General features: G+C 43.2%; 14 protein-coding genes. 7 read left to right on the top strand and 7 right to left on the bottom strand.

What is annotated here, in order from left to right:
• Nucleotides 1-103 precede the first annotated feature (103 nt).
• Complete coding sequence (locus VB836_RS20050) at nucleotides 104-871, bottom strand: proteasome-type protease (RefSeq protein WP_046277707.1); 768 nt, start codon at nucleotides 869-871, stop codon at nucleotides 104-106.
• Between the two features lie 518 nt (nucleotides 872-1,389).
• Here VB836_RS20050 and VB836_RS20045 point away from each other — a divergent pair.
• From VB836_RS20045 to VB836_RS20030, 4 genes are all read left to right on the top strand, one after another.
• The gene (locus VB836_RS20045; protein WP_323221917.1) at nucleotides 1,390-2,349 is read left to right on the top strand and encodes an RNA polymerase sigma factor, RpoD/SigA family; all 960 of its coding nucleotides are present in this window, start codon (nucleotides 1,390-1,392) and stop codon (nucleotides 2,347-2,349) included.
• Nucleotides 2,350-2,626: 277 nt separating this feature from the next.
• Entirely contained in the window at nucleotides 2,627-3,706 is a 1,080-nt protein-coding gene (locus tag VB836_RS20040; protein ID WP_323221914.1) for an RNA-guided endonuclease InsQ/TnpB family protein, read from the top strand.
• Nucleotides 3,707-3,890: 184 nt separating this feature from the next.
• Nucleotides 3,891-4,229, top strand: coding sequence for a DUF760 domain-containing protein (locus tag VB836_RS20035; protein WP_323221912.1), 339 nt, complete (start codon nucleotides 3,891-3,893; stop codon nucleotides 4,227-4,229).
• 46 nt (nucleotides 4,230-4,275) lie between these two features.
• Entirely contained in the window at nucleotides 4,276-4,839 is a 564-nt protein-coding gene (locus tag VB836_RS20030; RefSeq protein WP_323221910.1) for an A/G-specific adenine glycosylase, read from the top strand.
• 27 nt (nucleotides 4,840-4,866) lie between these two features.
• Here VB836_RS20030 and VB836_RS20025 read toward each other — a convergent pair whose 3' ends face one another.
• Both VB836_RS20025 and VB836_RS20020 read right to left on the bottom strand, forming a co-directional pair.
• The gene (locus tag VB836_RS20025) at nucleotides 4,867-6,054 is read right to left on the bottom strand and encodes an RNA-guided endonuclease InsQ/TnpB family protein (RefSeq protein ID WP_323221908.1); all 1,188 of its coding nucleotides are present in this window, start codon (nucleotides 6,052-6,054) and stop codon (nucleotides 4,867-4,869) included.
• Between the two features lie 58 nt (nucleotides 6,055-6,112).
• Nucleotides 6,113-7,165 (bottom strand): DMT family transporter, encoded by a 1,053-nt coding sequence (locus VB836_RS20020; protein ID WP_046277411.1) that lies wholly within the window; start codon nucleotides 7,163-7,165, stop codon nucleotides 6,113-6,115.
• A gap of 189 nt (nucleotides 7,166-7,354) precedes the next feature.
• Between VB836_RS20020 and sppA the strand changes: the two genes are divergently transcribed.
• Both sppA and aroH read left to right on the top strand, forming a co-directional pair.
• Nucleotides 7,355-8,176 (top strand): signal peptide peptidase SppA, encoded by an 822-nt coding sequence (sppA, locus tag VB836_RS20015; RefSeq protein ID WP_323221906.1) that lies wholly within the window; start codon nucleotides 7,355-7,357, stop codon nucleotides 8,174-8,176.
• 109 nt (nucleotides 8,177-8,285) lie between these two features.
• Complete coding sequence (gene aroH, locus VB836_RS20010) at nucleotides 8,286-8,675, top strand: chorismate mutase (RefSeq protein WP_046277413.1); 390 nt, start codon at nucleotides 8,286-8,288, stop codon at nucleotides 8,673-8,675.
• Between the two features lie 74 nt (nucleotides 8,676-8,749).
• On the opposite strand, the gene VB836_RS20005 is transcribed toward aroH, so the two are convergent.
• Together VB836_RS20005 and murJ are read right to left on the bottom strand one after the other, a co-directional pair.
• A complete protein-coding gene (locus tag VB836_RS20005) occupies nucleotides 8,750-10,135 on the bottom strand; it encodes a carotenoid oxygenase family protein (RefSeq protein WP_323221904.1) in 1,386 nt (461 codons plus the stop codon).
• Between the two features lie 506 nt (nucleotides 10,136-10,641).
• A complete protein-coding gene (gene murJ / locus VB836_RS20000) occupies nucleotides 10,642-12,255 on the bottom strand; it encodes a murein biosynthesis integral membrane protein MurJ (protein WP_323221902.1) in 1,614 nt (537 codons plus the stop codon).
• 140 nt (nucleotides 12,256-12,395) lie between these two features.
• Between murJ and sfsA the strand changes: the two genes are divergently transcribed.
• Nucleotides 12,396-13,124, top strand: a complete 729-nt coding sequence (gene sfsA, locus VB836_RS19995) for a DNA/RNA nuclease SfsA (RefSeq protein ID WP_323221900.1) — start codon at nucleotides 12,396-12,398, stop codon at nucleotides 13,122-13,124.
• A gap of 283 nt (nucleotides 13,125-13,407) precedes the next feature.
• Here the strand turns inward: sfsA and VB836_RS19990 are convergent, their stop codons facing one another.
• Nucleotides 13,408-15,138: a diflavin flavoprotein gene (locus VB836_RS19990; protein ID WP_323221898.1), complete on the bottom strand. Its 1,731-nt coding sequence runs from the start codon at nucleotides 15,136-15,138 to the stop codon at nucleotides 13,408-13,410.
• Between the two features lie 32 nt (nucleotides 15,139-15,170).
• Nucleotides 15,171-15,803: a vWA domain-containing protein gene (locus tag VB836_RS19985; protein WP_046277405.1), complete on the bottom strand. Its 633-nt coding sequence runs from the start codon at nucleotides 15,801-15,803 to the stop codon at nucleotides 15,171-15,173.
• Nucleotides 15,804-16,175 lie beyond the last annotated feature (372 nt).

Here is a 16,175-nt window from a genome sequence, read left to right as displayed (position 1 = left end):
CCCAAAATTAGGTAGGGGCAGGTTCATATAGATCGAGATCTTCCCAAACCCAATATTGCGGAACCTGCCTCTACAGCCCCAAAAATTCAGAAGATTTGATGGCTTAATCAATCAGAATATTTTCGGGTGAGTCATCTTCTCGATATTGCCAGTTAATCTGAGGAATGCAATCAAAAGCTTGTTTAAGAGATTCTTCCCAAAGCTGACGAATTTTCGCCAGATAAGGATCACCTAAGCGCAGACGCAGACGATGTTTAATCATCAAACTGTCTTTCTCGTATAGAATTAGATTAATGGGCGGCCCAACGGAAATATTAGACTTCATGGTTGAATCTATAGAAAGTAAAGCACATTTAGCCGCACTTTCAAGACTGGTATCATAACTTAAAGTCCGATCTAAAATGGGCTTGCCATATTTAGTTTCCCCAATTTGTAAAAATGGAGTATCTGGGGTGGCGTGAATAAAGTTTCCCTGACTGTAGATGAGATACAATTCTGGAGTTTGTGCGTGAATTTGACCGCCTAATAATAGAGTACATTGCGCTTCAATTCCATCTTTTTTTAGCCAAGCTTCGTCATATTGCTGAATTTGTCGCAGTTTTCCCCCAATATAACGAGCGACTTCGTACATACAGGTAATATTGTGCAGATTGGTTTCCTCTTGTACTTTTAAGTCCTTTTCGAGTTCACTGACAACCCCTTGAGTCACAGATAAGTTTCCGGCGGTACACAGCAGGATGACTCGTTCTCCGGGGTTGGAAAAATCAAACAGCTTCTGATAAGTCGAAATATAATCGACTCCTGCATTTGTGCGTGAGTCAGCCGCCATCACCAAGCCAGAGTGAGTGATAATGCCAAGGCAGTAGGTCATAGCACGTTTCAATTGAAGTTAAAGGGACAATTCATTATTGACTTCAGATAGAAGACAAAACAGGGGATGGGGATCTCAAATATAGAGAGGCACGGGTTCTCAACTCCTGCCCCCAGTCCCGTGATCTCTTTGTCTTCCCGTTTTCATTGTCAGGCTTGGATGGACAAACTTCAGAAAAATTTAAGCAATTTTGTCTAACTTGATGCAAATGTAAAGTTCGATAACAGGTAATGTCTACAGATTAAGTTTGAGCCGGGGGCCGATTCAACCTTAAGGGGGATAGGCAGATGTTCTAAGAAATGTTAAAATTCTTAACATCTAAATTGTTGAGTAATGTTAACGCCCGTCACCCGAGCTAGAGAGACGGGGTATGCGCTGAGAAAGGTTAAAGTTGGCCGAGTCACGCTCTGCACGCTAGCCCCCCGAAAGACGCAGCACCCACTTTTGAACTCCCTAACTCCGAAAATAGGCTTGACATGAAATCATTACAGACCGAGGTATCCAGCGGGAGATCAGCCATGAAGATTGCTAAACCCACAGATACAGATTCAGTACGCGCTTACCTGCGAGAAATTGGTCGTGTTCCCCTACTAAGCCATGAGCAAGAAATTCTCTATGGCAAACAGGTGCAACAGATCGCAATTCTGCAAGAAGGGAGAGAGAAACTGGCGAAACGCTTGGGTCGGGAACCTAGTTATGCAGAATGGGCAGAAAATGCAGGTCTATCGGTAACTGAGTTAAAACAGGCGATCGAAGATGGCCAAAATGCCAAGCGCAAGATGGTAGAAGCGAATCTGAGATTAGTCGTATCTGTAGCCAAAAAATATATCAAGCGCAATGTCGATCTTTTAGATTTAATCCAAGAAGGCACAATTGGGATGCAGCGTGGAGTCGAAAAATTTGACCCGACAAAAGGCTATCGCTTCTCGACCTATGCTTATTGGTGGATTCGTCAGGCGATCACCCGTGCGATCGCCGAAAAAGGCCGGACGATTCGTTTGCCTATCCATATAACAGAGAAACTTAACAAAATTAAGAAAGCTCAACGTTATCTAGCCCAACAGCTCGGACGGGCTGCAACCATGGGTGAACTCGCCGACGAGTTAGAGCTAACTCCCAAACAAATTCGCGAGTATCTCGAACGAGCCAGACTGCCCCTGTCTCTGGATTTGCGCGTCGGAGACAACCAAGATACCGAGTTAGGAGATTTGTTAGAGGATACCACTAGCTCTCCTGAAGACTATGCCTTACAATCTTCCTTGCGGACTGATTTGGAAGTGTTGATGGCAGACTTGACCGAACAGCAACGTCAGGTCTTAGCACTACGATTCGGTTTAGAGAATGGACAAACCATGACTCTGGCCAAAATCGGCGATCGTCTGAATATTAGTCGCGAACGAGTGCGGCAAATTGAACGGGAAGCTCTCACCAAACTGCGTAAACGCAAACAGGACATGGGAGATTATCTCGCCAGTTAAATTCCAGCAATCATTATTCAATCCATATTTTAGAGTTCGGAGTTTTAGGTTCAAAGTTAGAACAGAGGCAAGAGCGATAGAAGTCAAAAGGCTTTGATCGCTCTTACACTTAACTAACAAATGGTGAACTTGGAACTCCGAATTCAATTGGGTTCGGTTGTACCAACTTGTTCACGAAGTTATCCTGCTACATTAGAGTATGAAGAGAAATAGAAGTAACTTAGTAGACGATTTATGGTACAAAACGGTACGATCTGTAAGATCAGATAATAGATCTATGCAACGAGCCTTTCAAACCCAACTCAAACTTAACAACCGTCAAAGAACCTTAATGGCGACCCACGCCGGATATTCTAGGTGGGTTTGGAACTGGGCGTTAGCGATGTGGAATGAAGCTTACAAACAGGGTTTAAAACCTTCAACGAATAAGCTAAAAAAGTTCTACACCAATCACATTAAGCCAAACTATCCCTGGCAGTCAACGCTAAGTTCTAGAGTTTATCAATTTGCCTTTATGCACTTAGGGGAAGCTTTCAGTCGCTTTTTTCAAGGCATTGCCAAACATCCTAAGTTCAAGAAAAAAGGCAGAAATGATAGCTTTACGATTGATAATTGTGGCAAGGTAATGAGGTTTTCAGGGAGGAGGTTAAAGCTTCCTTTTATTGGATGGGTTAACACTTACGAACCCCTTCCCGAAATCCAGACTAAACGAGTTACAATTAGTCGAGTCGCTGATTCTTGGTATCTGTCTGTAGCCTACGAATTTGAGCCAGAACAGACTGTTAAATCAAGAGTTTATCTGGGTGTTGATGTTGGAGTTAAGGCATTGGCGACCTGTTCAGATGGCACTGTTTTCGTCAATCCAGCAGCCCACAAAAAAGCTCAAAAAAATCTGGCTCGACTTCAGCGCGAACTCTCTAGAAAACAGAAGGGTTCTAACAACAGGAATAAAGCTAGACTGAAACTCGCAAAAGCTCATCAAAGAATTGTCAACATTCGCAAAGATGCAATTCACAAGTTAACCTCATGGCTATGCAAAAACCACGCAGTCATCGGGTTAGAAGACTTGAATGTTTCTGGGATGATGAAAAATCATAAATTAGCGGGTGCTATTGCCGATTCTGCTCTTTATGAAATTCGCCGCCAAGTCGAGTATAAATCCGAGTGGTACGGCTCAGTTGTAGTCTTTGCTGATAGATTCTATCCGTCAACTAAAACCTGTTCAAACTGCGCTCACGTTCAAGAAATGCCGCTCAAAGAACGAGTTTTCAATTGTCAGGCTTGCGGTGAAGTCAAAGATCGTGACTATAATGCTAGCCTTAATTTAGAACGTTTCGCCGAAGGCTATTCGGTTTGAGCCTGTGGAATAGGAAGTGCCGACACCCTATCAAACCCAGTATAGTCTGGAAGAAGCAGGAACGAAGCATTAATACGGGTAGAACCCGTGTTATATCAGTTTTCGATAGCAGACCATAGCTAACGATTCCTAAATTCACAAACAGCTTCATCGATTAGAATTCTTGTAGAGCGGAGGTAAACAGGTGAACAGTGAAGCCCATCAAAACTCAGAATTTTTTGAAGAAGGAGGCGAAGGAAATAACTTGCTCTGGCAATACGTGCAAGCGATGAGTCCCGATACGATTTCTCAACTGTCTAAACCGGGTTCCTCAGAAGTGTTTCAAGTTATGGAACGAAACATAGTCGGCTTGTTAGGAAATTTGCCCTCCGAACATTTTGGCATGAGCATTACCACCAGTCGCGAACATTTAGGACGGCTACTCGCTTCAGCAATGATTAGCGGTTATTTCCTGCGAAATGCAGAACAACGCATGGCTTTTGAACAGTCGGTACAAGCGACAGACAAACATCGAGACAGTTAATTCTCTTGCTGTACTGAAGTTTTTTTCAGTTGGGACTTGCTCGAACATGAGTTTATCGCAAACGGAAATTGATCGCTTACGCCGATCGCTTCTGGCTTGGTATCAGCACCAGGGTCGAGATTTACCCTGGCGAAATATTCGTGACCCCTATGCCATCTGGGTCGCAGAAATCATGCTCCAACAAACCCAAGTCAAAACCGTTATACCCTATTATCAACGCTGGCTGAGTCAATTTCCCACTGTTGAGGCGTTAGCGATCGCTGATCTTCAGCAAGTTCTTAAAGTATGGCAAGGTTTAGGCTATTATGCTCGGGCAAGAAACTTACACCTTGCCGCTAAAATTGTTCTTGAACAACATCACGGCGTTTTCCCCCGTCAACTCGAAGCCGTTTTGCAGTTACCGGGAATTGGTCGAACCACAGCAGGAGGAATTCTCAGTGCGGCTTTTAATTTGCCTCTCTCTATTTTAGATGGAAATGTTAAACGAGTGTTAGCTCGACTCACGGCTTTAACCGTTCCGCCTGGAAAAGCTCTAAAATCCCTTTGGCACCTTTCAGATACTTTAGTTGATCCAACTCATCCCCATGCGTTTAACCAAGCTGCTTTATAAAACTGATATAACGCGGTACAAACCGTGTTAACGTTTACTTCCTGTCTTGCAAAGTTCCTTCTCGACGGAAACCGCCGAGATCGGACTTTGCGCTGCATCACCCCGGACTGTCGGCAGCACCCGGTCAGACAGGCTTTTTACCGAGAAGCCCTCGGCATAATGTAATAAATTTAGGCTAGCATTCAAATCACGGTCAACGCTTACACCGCAAGCCTGACAGTTGAAAACTCGTTCTTTCAGTGCTATTTCTTGAACGTGACCGCAACTTGAACAAGTCTTAGTTGACGGATAAAATCTGTCAGCAAAAACTACTACTGAGCCGTACCACTCGGACTTATACTCGACTTGGCGGCGAATTTCATAAAGAGCAGAATCGGCAATAGCACCCGCTAATTTATGATTTTTCATCATCCCAGAAACATTCAAGTCTTCTAACCCGATAACTGCGTGGTTTTTGCATAGCCATGAGGTTAACTTGTGAATTGTATCTTTGCGAATGTTGACAATTCTTTGATGAGCTTTTGCTAATTTGAGCTTGGCTTTATTCCTGTTATTTGAACCCTTCTGTTTTCTAGAAAGTTCGCGCTGAAGTCGAGTCAACTTTTTTTGAGCTTTTTTGTAGGCTGCTGGATTGGCAAAAACACTACCATCTGAACAGGTCGCCAATGCCTTAACTCCAACATCAACACCCAGATAAACTCTTGATTTAACAGTCTGTTCTGGCTCAAATTCGTAGGCTACAGACAGATACCAACAATCAGCTACTCGACTAATTGTGACTCGCTTTGTGTTGATTTCAGGTAGGGGTTCGTAAGTGTTAACCCATCCAATAAAAGGAAGCTTTAATCTCCTCCCTGAAAACCTCATTACTTTGCCACAATTATCAATCGTAAAGCTATCATTTCTGCCTTTTTTCTTGAACTTAGGATGTTGGGCAGTGCCTTGAAAAAAGCGACTAAAAGCTTCTCCCAAGTGCATGAAAGCAAATTGATAAACTCTAGAACTTAGGGTTGACTGCCAGGAATATTGAGGTTTGACGTGATTGGTGTAGAACTTTTTTAGCTTATTCGCAGAAGGTTTTAAACCCTGTTTGTAAGCTTCATTCCACATCGCTAACGCCCAGTTCCAAACCCACCTAGAATATCCGGCGTGGGTCGCCATTAAGGTTCTTTGACGGTTGTTAAGTTTGAGTTGGGTTTGAAAGGCTCGTTGCATAGATCTATTATCTGATCTTACAGATAGTACCGTGTTGTACCATAAATCGTCTACTAAGTTACTTCTCTACAGGAAGTTCAACAGCCTTGGCCTTGGATGAATGAAGTTGTTGTTGTTGTTCGTTGAGGGAGTTTAAGTTCTGAGGCACAGAACGGTTGAATTTCAGCTTTTCTGCTAAGGTGTCGCGTTGGTTGACCAGATAAATACTGACCAACGTTAAACCTACCCCTAATGATTGTAGCGGACTGAGGACTTCTCCTAAAAAGATATTTCCGAACAAGAGCGCAAACACTGGAGTCAAAAAGGTTAATGAACTCAGACTCGTCAGTGAACCGCTAGAGGCAAAATAGAAGAACAACGCATAGGCGATCGCACTGCCAAACACGGTAGAGTAACCTAAAGCCATCCAGTCATAAGCGCCTAAATGCGTCCATTGTTGAGACTCTAAGCTTCCAGAAAGGACAAATAACGGTAAACCCCCGATGATCATGTGCCAACCTGTGGCGACAACGGGATCACAATAGCGACACACCCAACGCACTAATACCGTACCGACAGCCATTGACAGCGATGCTAACAACATTAACCATTCGCCACTTTGGAATAATTGATCCACTCCCCAACTCATGCCTGCGGTTTCCAGGTTAAAGCCATTTAAAATCAGTTCATCGGGTAAGCCTATTAAACTAATTCCGCCAACTCCGATCAGTAAGCCTAACCATCCCCAAAAGCCGATTTTATCTTGAAATAGCCACAAGGATAATATCGCGACAGCCAAGGGTTGAGAGTCGATCATTACTGATCCTAACCCCGCCCCGGTTCTTTCTAGTCCTTCGGCGAGAAATCCTTGAAATAACGCCCCATCGACTAATGCAAATAGACTAATCCAAAACCAGGCTTTCCATCCTTGGGGTTGAGATCTACCTTGCAGTGTGGTAAACAATAATATTAGCAAGCCTGCCGGAACTAAACGCACTCCCCCCATAAACAAAGGCGTTGTATTCGGCATCACGCCCTTCATCGCCACCATCGCCGTTCCCCACAGAAAAAACGGGGCGATTAAAAAAAGAGATTGAAATGGTAATTTAATATCGGTCTGTTTTAGCTGCATGAGCCTTCAAAGTTAATTATAATTTTTGTTTTGTTAAATTATCTTTACAATCATACCGAGTTAGGGAGAAGATGTCTAGGGAACAGTCACCAGTCTTGTAGGCCATAACTCGCGACTTCTTTCTCCCTTCTGCTAAAATTTGTTACAATCAAAGATTCTGTTGGATAAAAATCCCCTTCTGGATAGCAAATGATCTGGCCATTTAAACCTCGGTATCGCAAACAAATTGCTCGAATTGAAATAACTGGTGCGATCGCCAGTGACACAAGGAAACGGGTACTCGAAGCCCTGAAAACCATCGAAGAACGCAAATATCCAGCTTTATTATTGCGGATCGATAGTCCTGGGGGAACCGTTGGAGATTCTCAAGAAATTTATAGCGCTCTGAAAAAATTACAGGATAAACTAAAAATTGTCGCCAGTTTTGGTAATATTTCCGCATCTGGGGGCGTTTATATTGGCATGGGCGCTCAACATATTATGGCAAACCCAGGAACCATCACCGGAAGTATTGGGGTAATCATACGGGGAAACAACATCGAACGCCTCTTAGATAAAGTTGGGGTATCGTTCAAAGTGATCAAGTCCGGCCCCTACAAAGATATATTAGCCTTTGATCGAGAACTCACCGATCCCGAAAAACAAATTTTGCAAGAATTGATCGATATCAGTTATCATCAGTTTGTCAGAACAGTCGCCGAGTCTCGCAACTTAGAAGAAACTGCGGTTAGAGAATTTGCTGATGGTCGCATCTTTACCGGAGAACAGGCTTTAGCGTTGGGTGTGATTGATCGTTTGGGGACTGAAGAAGAAGCCCGTCGGTGGGCGGCGGAATTGGTCAACCTTGATCCCGACAAAGCAGAATGTGATACCTTAGAAAAGCCCAAATCTCTGGTGAGTCGAGTCTTAAGCAGTAATAATTTGGACACCTCTGGGTTATCAGCCGCCACAAATTGGCTAGAATTTGAACTCTCTACCAGTGGTTTACCGTTATGGTTATATAGACCCTAAAATTGAAGTAAACTGGGGTCAGTTAGCGATCGCTAGTGATTCAGATGAAACGTTCTCATTGAGCATTTCAACTGATAACGCACAACTAAGGAAAACTGGAGGACTTTTCGTGGAGTGGCGTGTACGAGCAATACGTGGAGCAACAACAGTCTCGGAAAATTCTATCGAAGCCATTCAAGAAGCGGTGACAGAACTGCTTGATGAACTGGAAACTCTCAACAATCTTAAACCTGAACAGATCATCAGTACAACCTTTACTGTAACTCGCGATCTCGATGCTACATTTCCAGCCGCCGTTGCTCGTCAGCGTCCCCAGTGGGAAAATGTTCCGTTATTGGATGTTCAGCAGATGCAGGTTCCGGGAAGTTTAGAGCGGTGTATCCGGTTTTTGGTTCATGTGAATTTACCCGCGAGTCAAACTGAAGTTCATCATCCCTATCTACGGGGGGCGAAAGATTTACGCCCAGATTGGAGTTTAGCCCGTGCCAGTTTATCATAACTTAAGAACCGAATTCCCAGAAACCCGGTTTCGTAGGAGTTACCGGGTTTTTCAGTCAGTCGTGAAAAAATTAATTATTGCAACTGTTCTTGCGATACCCAAGTTCCATGAAAACCATAGGGAACCCGTTGGGGAATAATCACTCGCGCTACAGGTTCAGAGGTGATATTTTGAGCATCAACAATCACTAATTCTGACTGTTGTTCGTTCTCGTCATAAACAAACGTCACTAACCAGCCTGCATCTTCAGTGCTATCGTCTGAACGAGCAGCAAACACCGCCTCACCGCCAAACCGTCCCTCTCCAAAAAGATGAACTTCACAAGTATTTTCTTCAAAATCGTACTTATTAATTCCTTCAAATAAAGGAACCTCAACCGGGGCTATTTTACCTGCATAACCATAACGGTTTTGTCGTCCGGTAAACTGATTATTAATCACGGGAAACTCCGCAGGTGTATCCCCTAACTGTTCTTGTTTGACTTCTCCGGTTTTTAAGTTAAACCGCCACCGATATAACAAGGGAATATCTGCATTTTCTTCACTGGTCATAAAGAGTATAGTCGTTGCTTCCATCCGAGAAGCAATTAAAACAACCTCATCCCCTTGTTCATAGGCGTTTAACGTGTGGAAAATGAAACAAGACGGACATTCAAACCATTTCACTTGACTATTATCACCATGACGGGGAACAATTCCAAACCGACTCGGTGTTTCTCGTTCAAACATCATTGGAGGTTCGCCCCGTTGCATTCGTTCAGGTCGGAATGTGAGGGGTAAATCCATAAAGATTGTATAATTTTCGGTGATGGCAAAATCGTGCATCATCACCCCCACAGGAAGTTCAATGGGGTTAATTTGCTTCAGTTTTCCATCGGGTGCCACCCAACCATAGTGTAAATAGGGGGGAGTGATCATCGAATAGCCGATAAACCTCATTTCACCCGTTTGGGGGTCAACTTTCGGATGAGCGGTAAAGGCACAAGTCAGTTCACCGTCAAAGTCATAAGCGCCAATGGTGTTAATGTCTGGAAGCGTTAACGCATGAGGGTTTCCCCCTTCCCACAGGGCTAAAAATTTCCCCGCGTGCCAAACTAAAGCAGTATTGGCGGTGTTTTTGCTAGGGCCACCCGGAAGGTCTTGTTGAGGCGGTTCAAACATTCCACTCCAGAGGGCGGTTCCGGCTTTGTGTTCAATATTATAGCCGTGAGTCCGAACGTAGCGGTTGCGATAGGATGCTTTACCGTTTTGGAGTTGAACCCCATGAATCATCCCATCCCCATCAAACCAATGATACTGTCCAATCGGGGAAAATTGAGGATTCGAGCCGTTTCGTAAAAACATCCCCGATAAACCCGCAGGAAGTTCACCGATGACTTTCAGGTTGTCAGCAGTAATTTCATCCCGAACCGGGGCAAAATTCCCTTCAAGATAAGGATTAGTTGCAACTGTTGAGGTCATATTAGGGCTTTGTGAGGTGCATCACTCTTTAACATAGCGTACTTTAACATAATCTAAGATTTGTTTCTCCGCGTCAATTCAAACTCGATCTTAGGTGAGATCTTTTCGGAAAATTTTACTGTTTTTACCCCAATTAAATTATATCATGGTAACGGTTTATTTTTAATAGCCGATGTATCATCTTTTCCTAAATTCAGGGTTTTCAATCAATCCGCAGCGATTCTCTCTGAATGCACTGATCTATGAATCGAGTTGACAGCAATTGAACCCAAGCCTTGAATGTTACCACGCTCGACACAAAGACACAAAGAAGTTGTAAACATTAACCTGCTCATTGCTATAGTATAAATGTATGTTTTCCCACAAATAAGTTATATAAACCCGCCCCTACACTATTCCTCTGAGACGGGCGGGTTTACAGAGGTTATTGATGAGAAACATAGATCTAGGCTGAACCCGCCCCTACAAAACTTCTCCCTATTGCCTTTTTACTGGTGACTGGTTACTTATCGACTGATTTTTTGTCGGACTTTACTCATTAATAAATCAACTTCGGGTAACTTCATCTGCATCGCAAAAGTAGCAAATACAGTAAGTCCGACTGTTGTTGCTAGACAAAGTTCTATTAATAAAACCACAAAACTTTCAGTTACTAAAAGCTGTTGAGTTCCCCAAACTGTTCCCCAACAAGCTAAACCCGCAAATAAACTTCCTACCGTTAAACCCAGTAACGGAAACCCCCATTCTCGCCAAGGAAGTCCGCCTATTTTGCGATCTAATAGCACTAAAAACATCAACATTGATATTAAATTAACCCCCACCGTTGCTAACACTAAACCCGGTGCGCCAAAGGCTTTGACGAGGAAAAAATCTAACACCCCATTCAGGAAAATATTCACCATACTGACGCGAAACGGGGTTTCTCCATCTCCTAACCCATAAAAAACTCTCACTAAAACATCTCGCCCCAAATACACAAACATTCCCACGCTATAAGCCATCAAAACTGAAGCGACAAACTGAGACGCAGCTAAATCAAAAGCATAGCGTTCATAAACCACTCGCACAATGGGTAATGCTAAAGGAACCATCACCGAACTTAAGGGTAACATGGTTAAAGCCGTTAACATTAGCGCTTGACGAATTCTAGTCTTTAATTCCGGCCAGTCTGACGGTTCTCGCAGTCGAGAAAAGATCGGTAAAAACGGTACTAAAATCACGTTAGAAATGATTCCTAATGGCGTTTGAACCAATAACCCGGAATAAGCCATCGCAGCAGCCGCTTGGGGAATATAAGAGGCAAAAAACAAGTCGGTATAAACGTTTATTTGCAGCATTCCTGATGAAAATGTCGCCGGAATCATCACGCGCATCACATCTCTAACCCCGGGTTGTTTGAGGTTAAATCTAAACCGCAACCTTCCTAATTGCGATCGCCACATCGCCGGAAGTTGTACCAACCACTGCAATATCGCCCCGGCTAACGTTCCAATTGCTAATACCATTCCGCCCAGTAAAGCATATTGCGGATCGGTAATTTTTGGGCCGAGATAGACTGCTAATACTCCCAAACTGCCAATTAATGCCACACTGGAAAATAACGGACTAATAGACGGCAACCAGTACATATCGGCCGCATTTAACGTTCCGAAACCAATCCCAATTAACCCCGCAAATAACGCCATCGGTGCCATAATTTGTAGTTGTTGAATGGCGATCGCCCGAATTTCTAAACCTGCGGGAGTTTGGCTAAGTCCAGGGGCAACTAAATCAATTAATGGACTCGAAAAAGCCATTAGAAAAATCGTGATCAGCAGTAATACGCCACTGACTAACGTGGTGATCGTTTCGATCAAAGGCGCCGCTTCACTGCGATCGCGTTTGGCTAAGGCGCTGACAATGGCGCTATGAAACGGGCCATTAATTCCACCGAGTAAAATCAACAGAAAACCGGGAATGACATAAGCATAGTTATAGGCGTCGATCGCCGCCCCCACGCCGAAAAGTGCCGCCATTACCTGTTGTCGAACCAGGCCAAATACTTTGCTGATCAGGGTTGCGGCCGCTACAATTGTAGCAATGCTGACCAGGGAACGAGTCGTTTTTTGCGATTCAGACACAAATGGTTAGTGATAAACGCTTAATGGCAACCCCTAGTGTATCGGGGAATGGACAATTAGAAAATAGGTGAGAGAAAGAATTCCGTGTAGATGCGTCGATCAGGCAAAATAGGGAAATTGCTGTTAATTTTAACTGCCTGATGACTGATTTCCTCTATCAATATCCGCCCCTGCAAGCGGGCGTTTTAGTCAATCGTTACAAGCGTTTCTTCGCCGATATCATGCTATCATCCGGAGAAACGATTATTGCCCATTGTCCGAATACAGGGCCGATGACGGGGGTTTGTGTGTTGGGAAATGCGGTTCAAGTCTCAGCCAGTAACAACCCCAAGCGCAAGTTAGCTTATACTTGGGAATTAATTCAAGTCACAGATAATCAACCCACTTGGGTCGGGGTAAATACAGGTTTACCGAATCGGGTGATAGAATTAGCTTTAAAACAACATTTGTTTCCCGAATTAGGAAATTATAGCGAGATTAAAAAAGAAGTCGTTTACGGTTCAGAGGGTAAAAGTCGGGTAGATTTTTGGTTACAAGGTGAAGATAGACCGATTTTTTTAGAAGTGAAAAATACAACTTGGGCAAAAGAGAGATTAGCGTTATTTCCCGATACGGTGACTGAACGCGGACAAAAACATTTACGAGAATTAACAACCATTGTACAACAAGGCGGCCGAGCAGTCATGTTGTATTTCATTAATCGGGGAGATTGCGATCGCTTTTCGACCGGGAAAATAGCCGATCCCGTTTATGCAAAATTGTTAACTGAAGCGATAAAAATAGGAGTCGAAGTCTTACCCTGTCGGTTTGAAGTAACACCTATTGGTATTCAATATTTAGGACTAGCAACATTAGAGATTTTTGATTAAGGCGTCTGCGAGTTAGAAAGTAAGTCACGAAGAAATGATCTCTTTGTGTCTTGGTGTTTTCTTCTTTCAACTCACCACAAAGACACTAAGTCACGAAGAATGATCTCTTTGTGTCTTGGTGTTTTCTTCTTTCAACTCACCACAAAGACACTAAGTCACGAAGAAATGATCTCTTTGTGTCTTGGTTTTTTTTTCTTTCAACTCACCACAAAGACACTAAGTCACGAAGAAATGATCTCTTTGTGTCTCTGTGTCTTTGTGTTTTCTTCTTTCTCTTTATCCCTTAATAATAGGTACCAATTTTCCGATAATGAACGGCTGTTACCCCTTCAGAACTCAAGACTTTACCATTGGTAACGGTAGCATAAATTAACCAATGATCGCCACATTCCATCCGTTGTTTCACCTCACATTCGAGATAAGCCAACGCATCTTGAAGCACCACACAACCATTAGACGCTTCGGCAATTTCTAAGCCCAAAAACCGATCTTCTCCGGGTTCAAACCGCTTCATAAAATGCTTTCGCAGTTGTTTTCCTTCTTCTAAGATATTCAACACAAATTGATCGCCACTATGGGTTAAAGACTCTAACGCCCGATCTTTGGCGACGGCGATGGTTAAACCTGGGGGGTTAAATGTCGCTTGAGATACCCACGACGCCAACATCGCGCTTTGAACCTCTTCTCGCCGACAACACATCACACACAACGAACCCACTAAACGCCCTACCGCTTGGGCGGTGCGATCCGCCCCAGAGTCGTTAATAGAAGATCGGGCGCTACGCTGTTTTTGGGTGCGTCGCAGGGTTTGGGCGAAGTCAACGGCAGCTTCTTCACAGGTTTGTAGGGTGACATCGGTGGGTTTAAATTTGACGCGAATGGGTTCAAAACCAAACTTATAGCCCGCATCTTTGAGTTTACCTTCAAGAATATCAATGGCTTCTCCACTCCACCCAAAAGATCCAAATACTCCCGCTAATTTACTGGTAGAAGCGGTGTTTAAAATAATCCCTAAAGCGGTTTGTATTTGCGTCGGGGCGTGTCCGCCTAAGGTGGGTGAACCGATAATAAACCCATCACATTTTTCAATTGCAGCTTGAATTTCTGAAGCTTTGACATATTCACAATTGATTGATTCTACCCCAACACCTGCCCTCGTTAAACCTTTGGCGATCGCTTGGGCAATGGTGGCGGTATTTCCATAGGCGGAGGCGTATAATAAAGCCACATTCAAATCTTTTGTTTTTTGTTTATTACTCCATTCTCGGTATAAATGAGTTAATTCATTCATGCCATAACGAACTAATGGCCCGTGACCTGTGGCATAGAATTTTATTGGGGGTAAATCGGCTATTTTATCTAGTGTTGAAAGGACTTGACGGGCTTGGGCGGCATGAAGACAGTCATAATAAAAGCGTCGATCTTCGCTATAAATTGACCATCCTTCATCAAAAATTTGATCGCCGCAAACGTGCGCCCCAAAAAATTTATCAGTATATAAAATCTGGGTTTTATGATCGTAGGTTAATAAACTATCCGGCCAGCGAGGAGTTTGGGCGGTGATAAATTGCAGTTGATGTTCGTTGCCGATATCGAGGGTTTCTTCTCCTTTAACGACTAACAGGCTAATATTATTAAAGTCGCTGAGATATTCTTTTAACGCGATTGCAGCCGGATTTGAACAAACAAAAGTCACTTGGGGGGCTAAGGCTAATAACGCTTTAATTGTTGCTCCCCGATTGGCATTAAAATGTCCTAAGATAATGTAGTTCAAATTCGACCAATTCAGCCGCATTTGCAGTGCTTCAATATAGTTGTTGGTAAAGGATTCTCCTGGCGGATCGATAATTGCGGTTTGTTCGCCTTGAATCAGATAACTGTTTGCACTGGTGCCTTTTTTCAGGGAATATTCGACCTCAAATTTTAGCCGATCCCAAGTCCGCGATCGCAGAACTTTTGTATCTTCGGCAATCAAGAGTGTTTGTACGTCACGGGGTTTTAAAAGTGTTTTCATGTTGAATTCTGTTAAAGATGTTGTAAATTGAATTAATCGAAAAGAGCATCAATCAAAAACTGAGTAATTGATTTCCGTTGAACTTCATGCCAATATTTAGTATCCACGATATCAAACTTGGCACCGACTTGAGTTAAATCATCATCTAGTCCCGTCATAAACCGTCGAGTTGTCGCATCATCTCCGATTTGAATAAATGTGATTCCCAGTTCTTCTGCATAGTCCATCATTTGGGTTGATTTGATAATAAGTTGTTGAATATCTCCAATGCCATCAATACCATGTTTATCTAAAATAACAATGATAATTTCTCCTTTGGGTTTGGTTTGATGATGTTCTTTGTGTTCAAAATAATGATTGAGAACATCGGCAATGGCTTCAACAACATTAATTTCAATCACATAGGTTGCATCGGAACGATTATTTTTTTGTAACAGTTCAGCTAATCGATTGACTGTGGCTTGCTCATATTTTTTCAAAAAACTAGAAGCCTCATAAATCGTTAAGCCATCGGGATCAAATTCCTGACATTTCTTTGCTAAATCAATTAAAGAAGCCTGAGCGTCTACCCATTCGTTGAACCAAGGATGATTTCGTTCTCGGCTGATGCCACTCCGAGCAACAATAATCGTGTAACTACGGTCTTTCAACAAATCGGTAGACATGAAATCGCACCTCGCTTTTTACAGTTATCAGTTTACAGTTATCTGTTACCAGCTTTTACCGTATTATCTGTTAACTGTTGACTGGTCACTGTTCACTGTTGAGGGCGGGTTTATGTATATTGCTTCTGGGAAACATACATCTATTCGGAACCCGCCCCTACTGTTGACTGGTCACTGTTCACTGTTGAGGGCGGGTTTATGTATATTGTTTCTGGGAAACATACATCTATTCGGAACCCGCCCCTACTGTTGACTGGTCACTGTTCACTGTTGAGGGCGGGTTTATGTATATTGCTTCTGGGAAACATACATCTATTCGGAACCCGCCCCTACTGTTGACTGGTCACTGTTCACTGTTGAGGGCGGGTTTAT

Origin of the sequence: Limnoraphis robusta BA-68 BA1, from assembly GCF_034932365.1 — a bacterium.
In the GTDB taxonomy this organism is placed as follows: domain Bacteria; phylum Cyanobacteriota; class Cyanobacteriia; order Cyanobacteriales; family Microcoleaceae; genus Capilliphycus; species Capilliphycus robustus.
This window is presented reverse-complemented; position numbering and strand designations above follow the sequence as displayed.

Excerpts from the sequence above, each read along its gene's own strand:
- VB836_RS20050 (WP_046277707.1), bottom strand. The coding sequence starts at position 871 with ATGACCTACTGCCTTGGCATTATCACTCACTCTGGCTTGGTGATGGCG.
- VB836_RS20045 (WP_323221917.1), top strand. The coding sequence starts at position 1,390 with ATGAAGATTGCTAAACCCACAGATACAGATTCAGTACGCGCTTACCTG.
- VB836_RS20040 (WP_323221914.1), top strand. The coding sequence starts at position 2,627 with ATGCAACGAGCCTTTCAAACCCAACTCAAACTTAACAACCGTCAAAGA.
- VB836_RS20030 (WP_323221910.1), top strand. The coding sequence starts at position 4,276 with ATGAGTTTATCGCAAACGGAAATTGATCGCTTACGCCGATCGCTTCTG.
- VB836_RS20025 (WP_323221908.1), bottom strand. The coding sequence starts at position 6,054 with ATGCAACGAGCCTTTCAAACCCAACTCAAACTTAACAACCGTCAAAGA.
- VB836_RS20020 (WP_046277411.1), bottom strand. The coding sequence starts at position 7,165 with ATGCAGCTAAAACAGACCGATATTAAATTACCATTTCAATCTCTTTTT.
- sppA (WP_323221906.1), top strand. The coding sequence starts at position 7,355 with ATGATCTGGCCATTTAAACCTCGGTATCGCAAACAAATTGCTCGAATT.
- VB836_RS20005 (WP_323221904.1), bottom strand. The coding sequence starts at position 10,135 with ATGACCTCAACAGTTGCAACTAATCCTTATCTTGAAGGGAATTTTGCC.
- sfsA (WP_323221900.1), top strand. The coding sequence starts at position 12,396 with ATGACTGATTTCCTCTATCAATATCCGCCCCTGCAAGCGGGCGTTTTA.
- VB836_RS19990 (WP_323221898.1), bottom strand. The coding sequence starts at position 15,138 with ATGAAAACACTTTTAAAACCCCGTGACGTACAAACACTCTTGATTGCC.
- VB836_RS19985 (WP_046277405.1), bottom strand. The coding sequence starts at position 15,803 with ATGTCTACCGATTTGTTGAAAGACCGTAGTTACACGATTATTGTTGCT.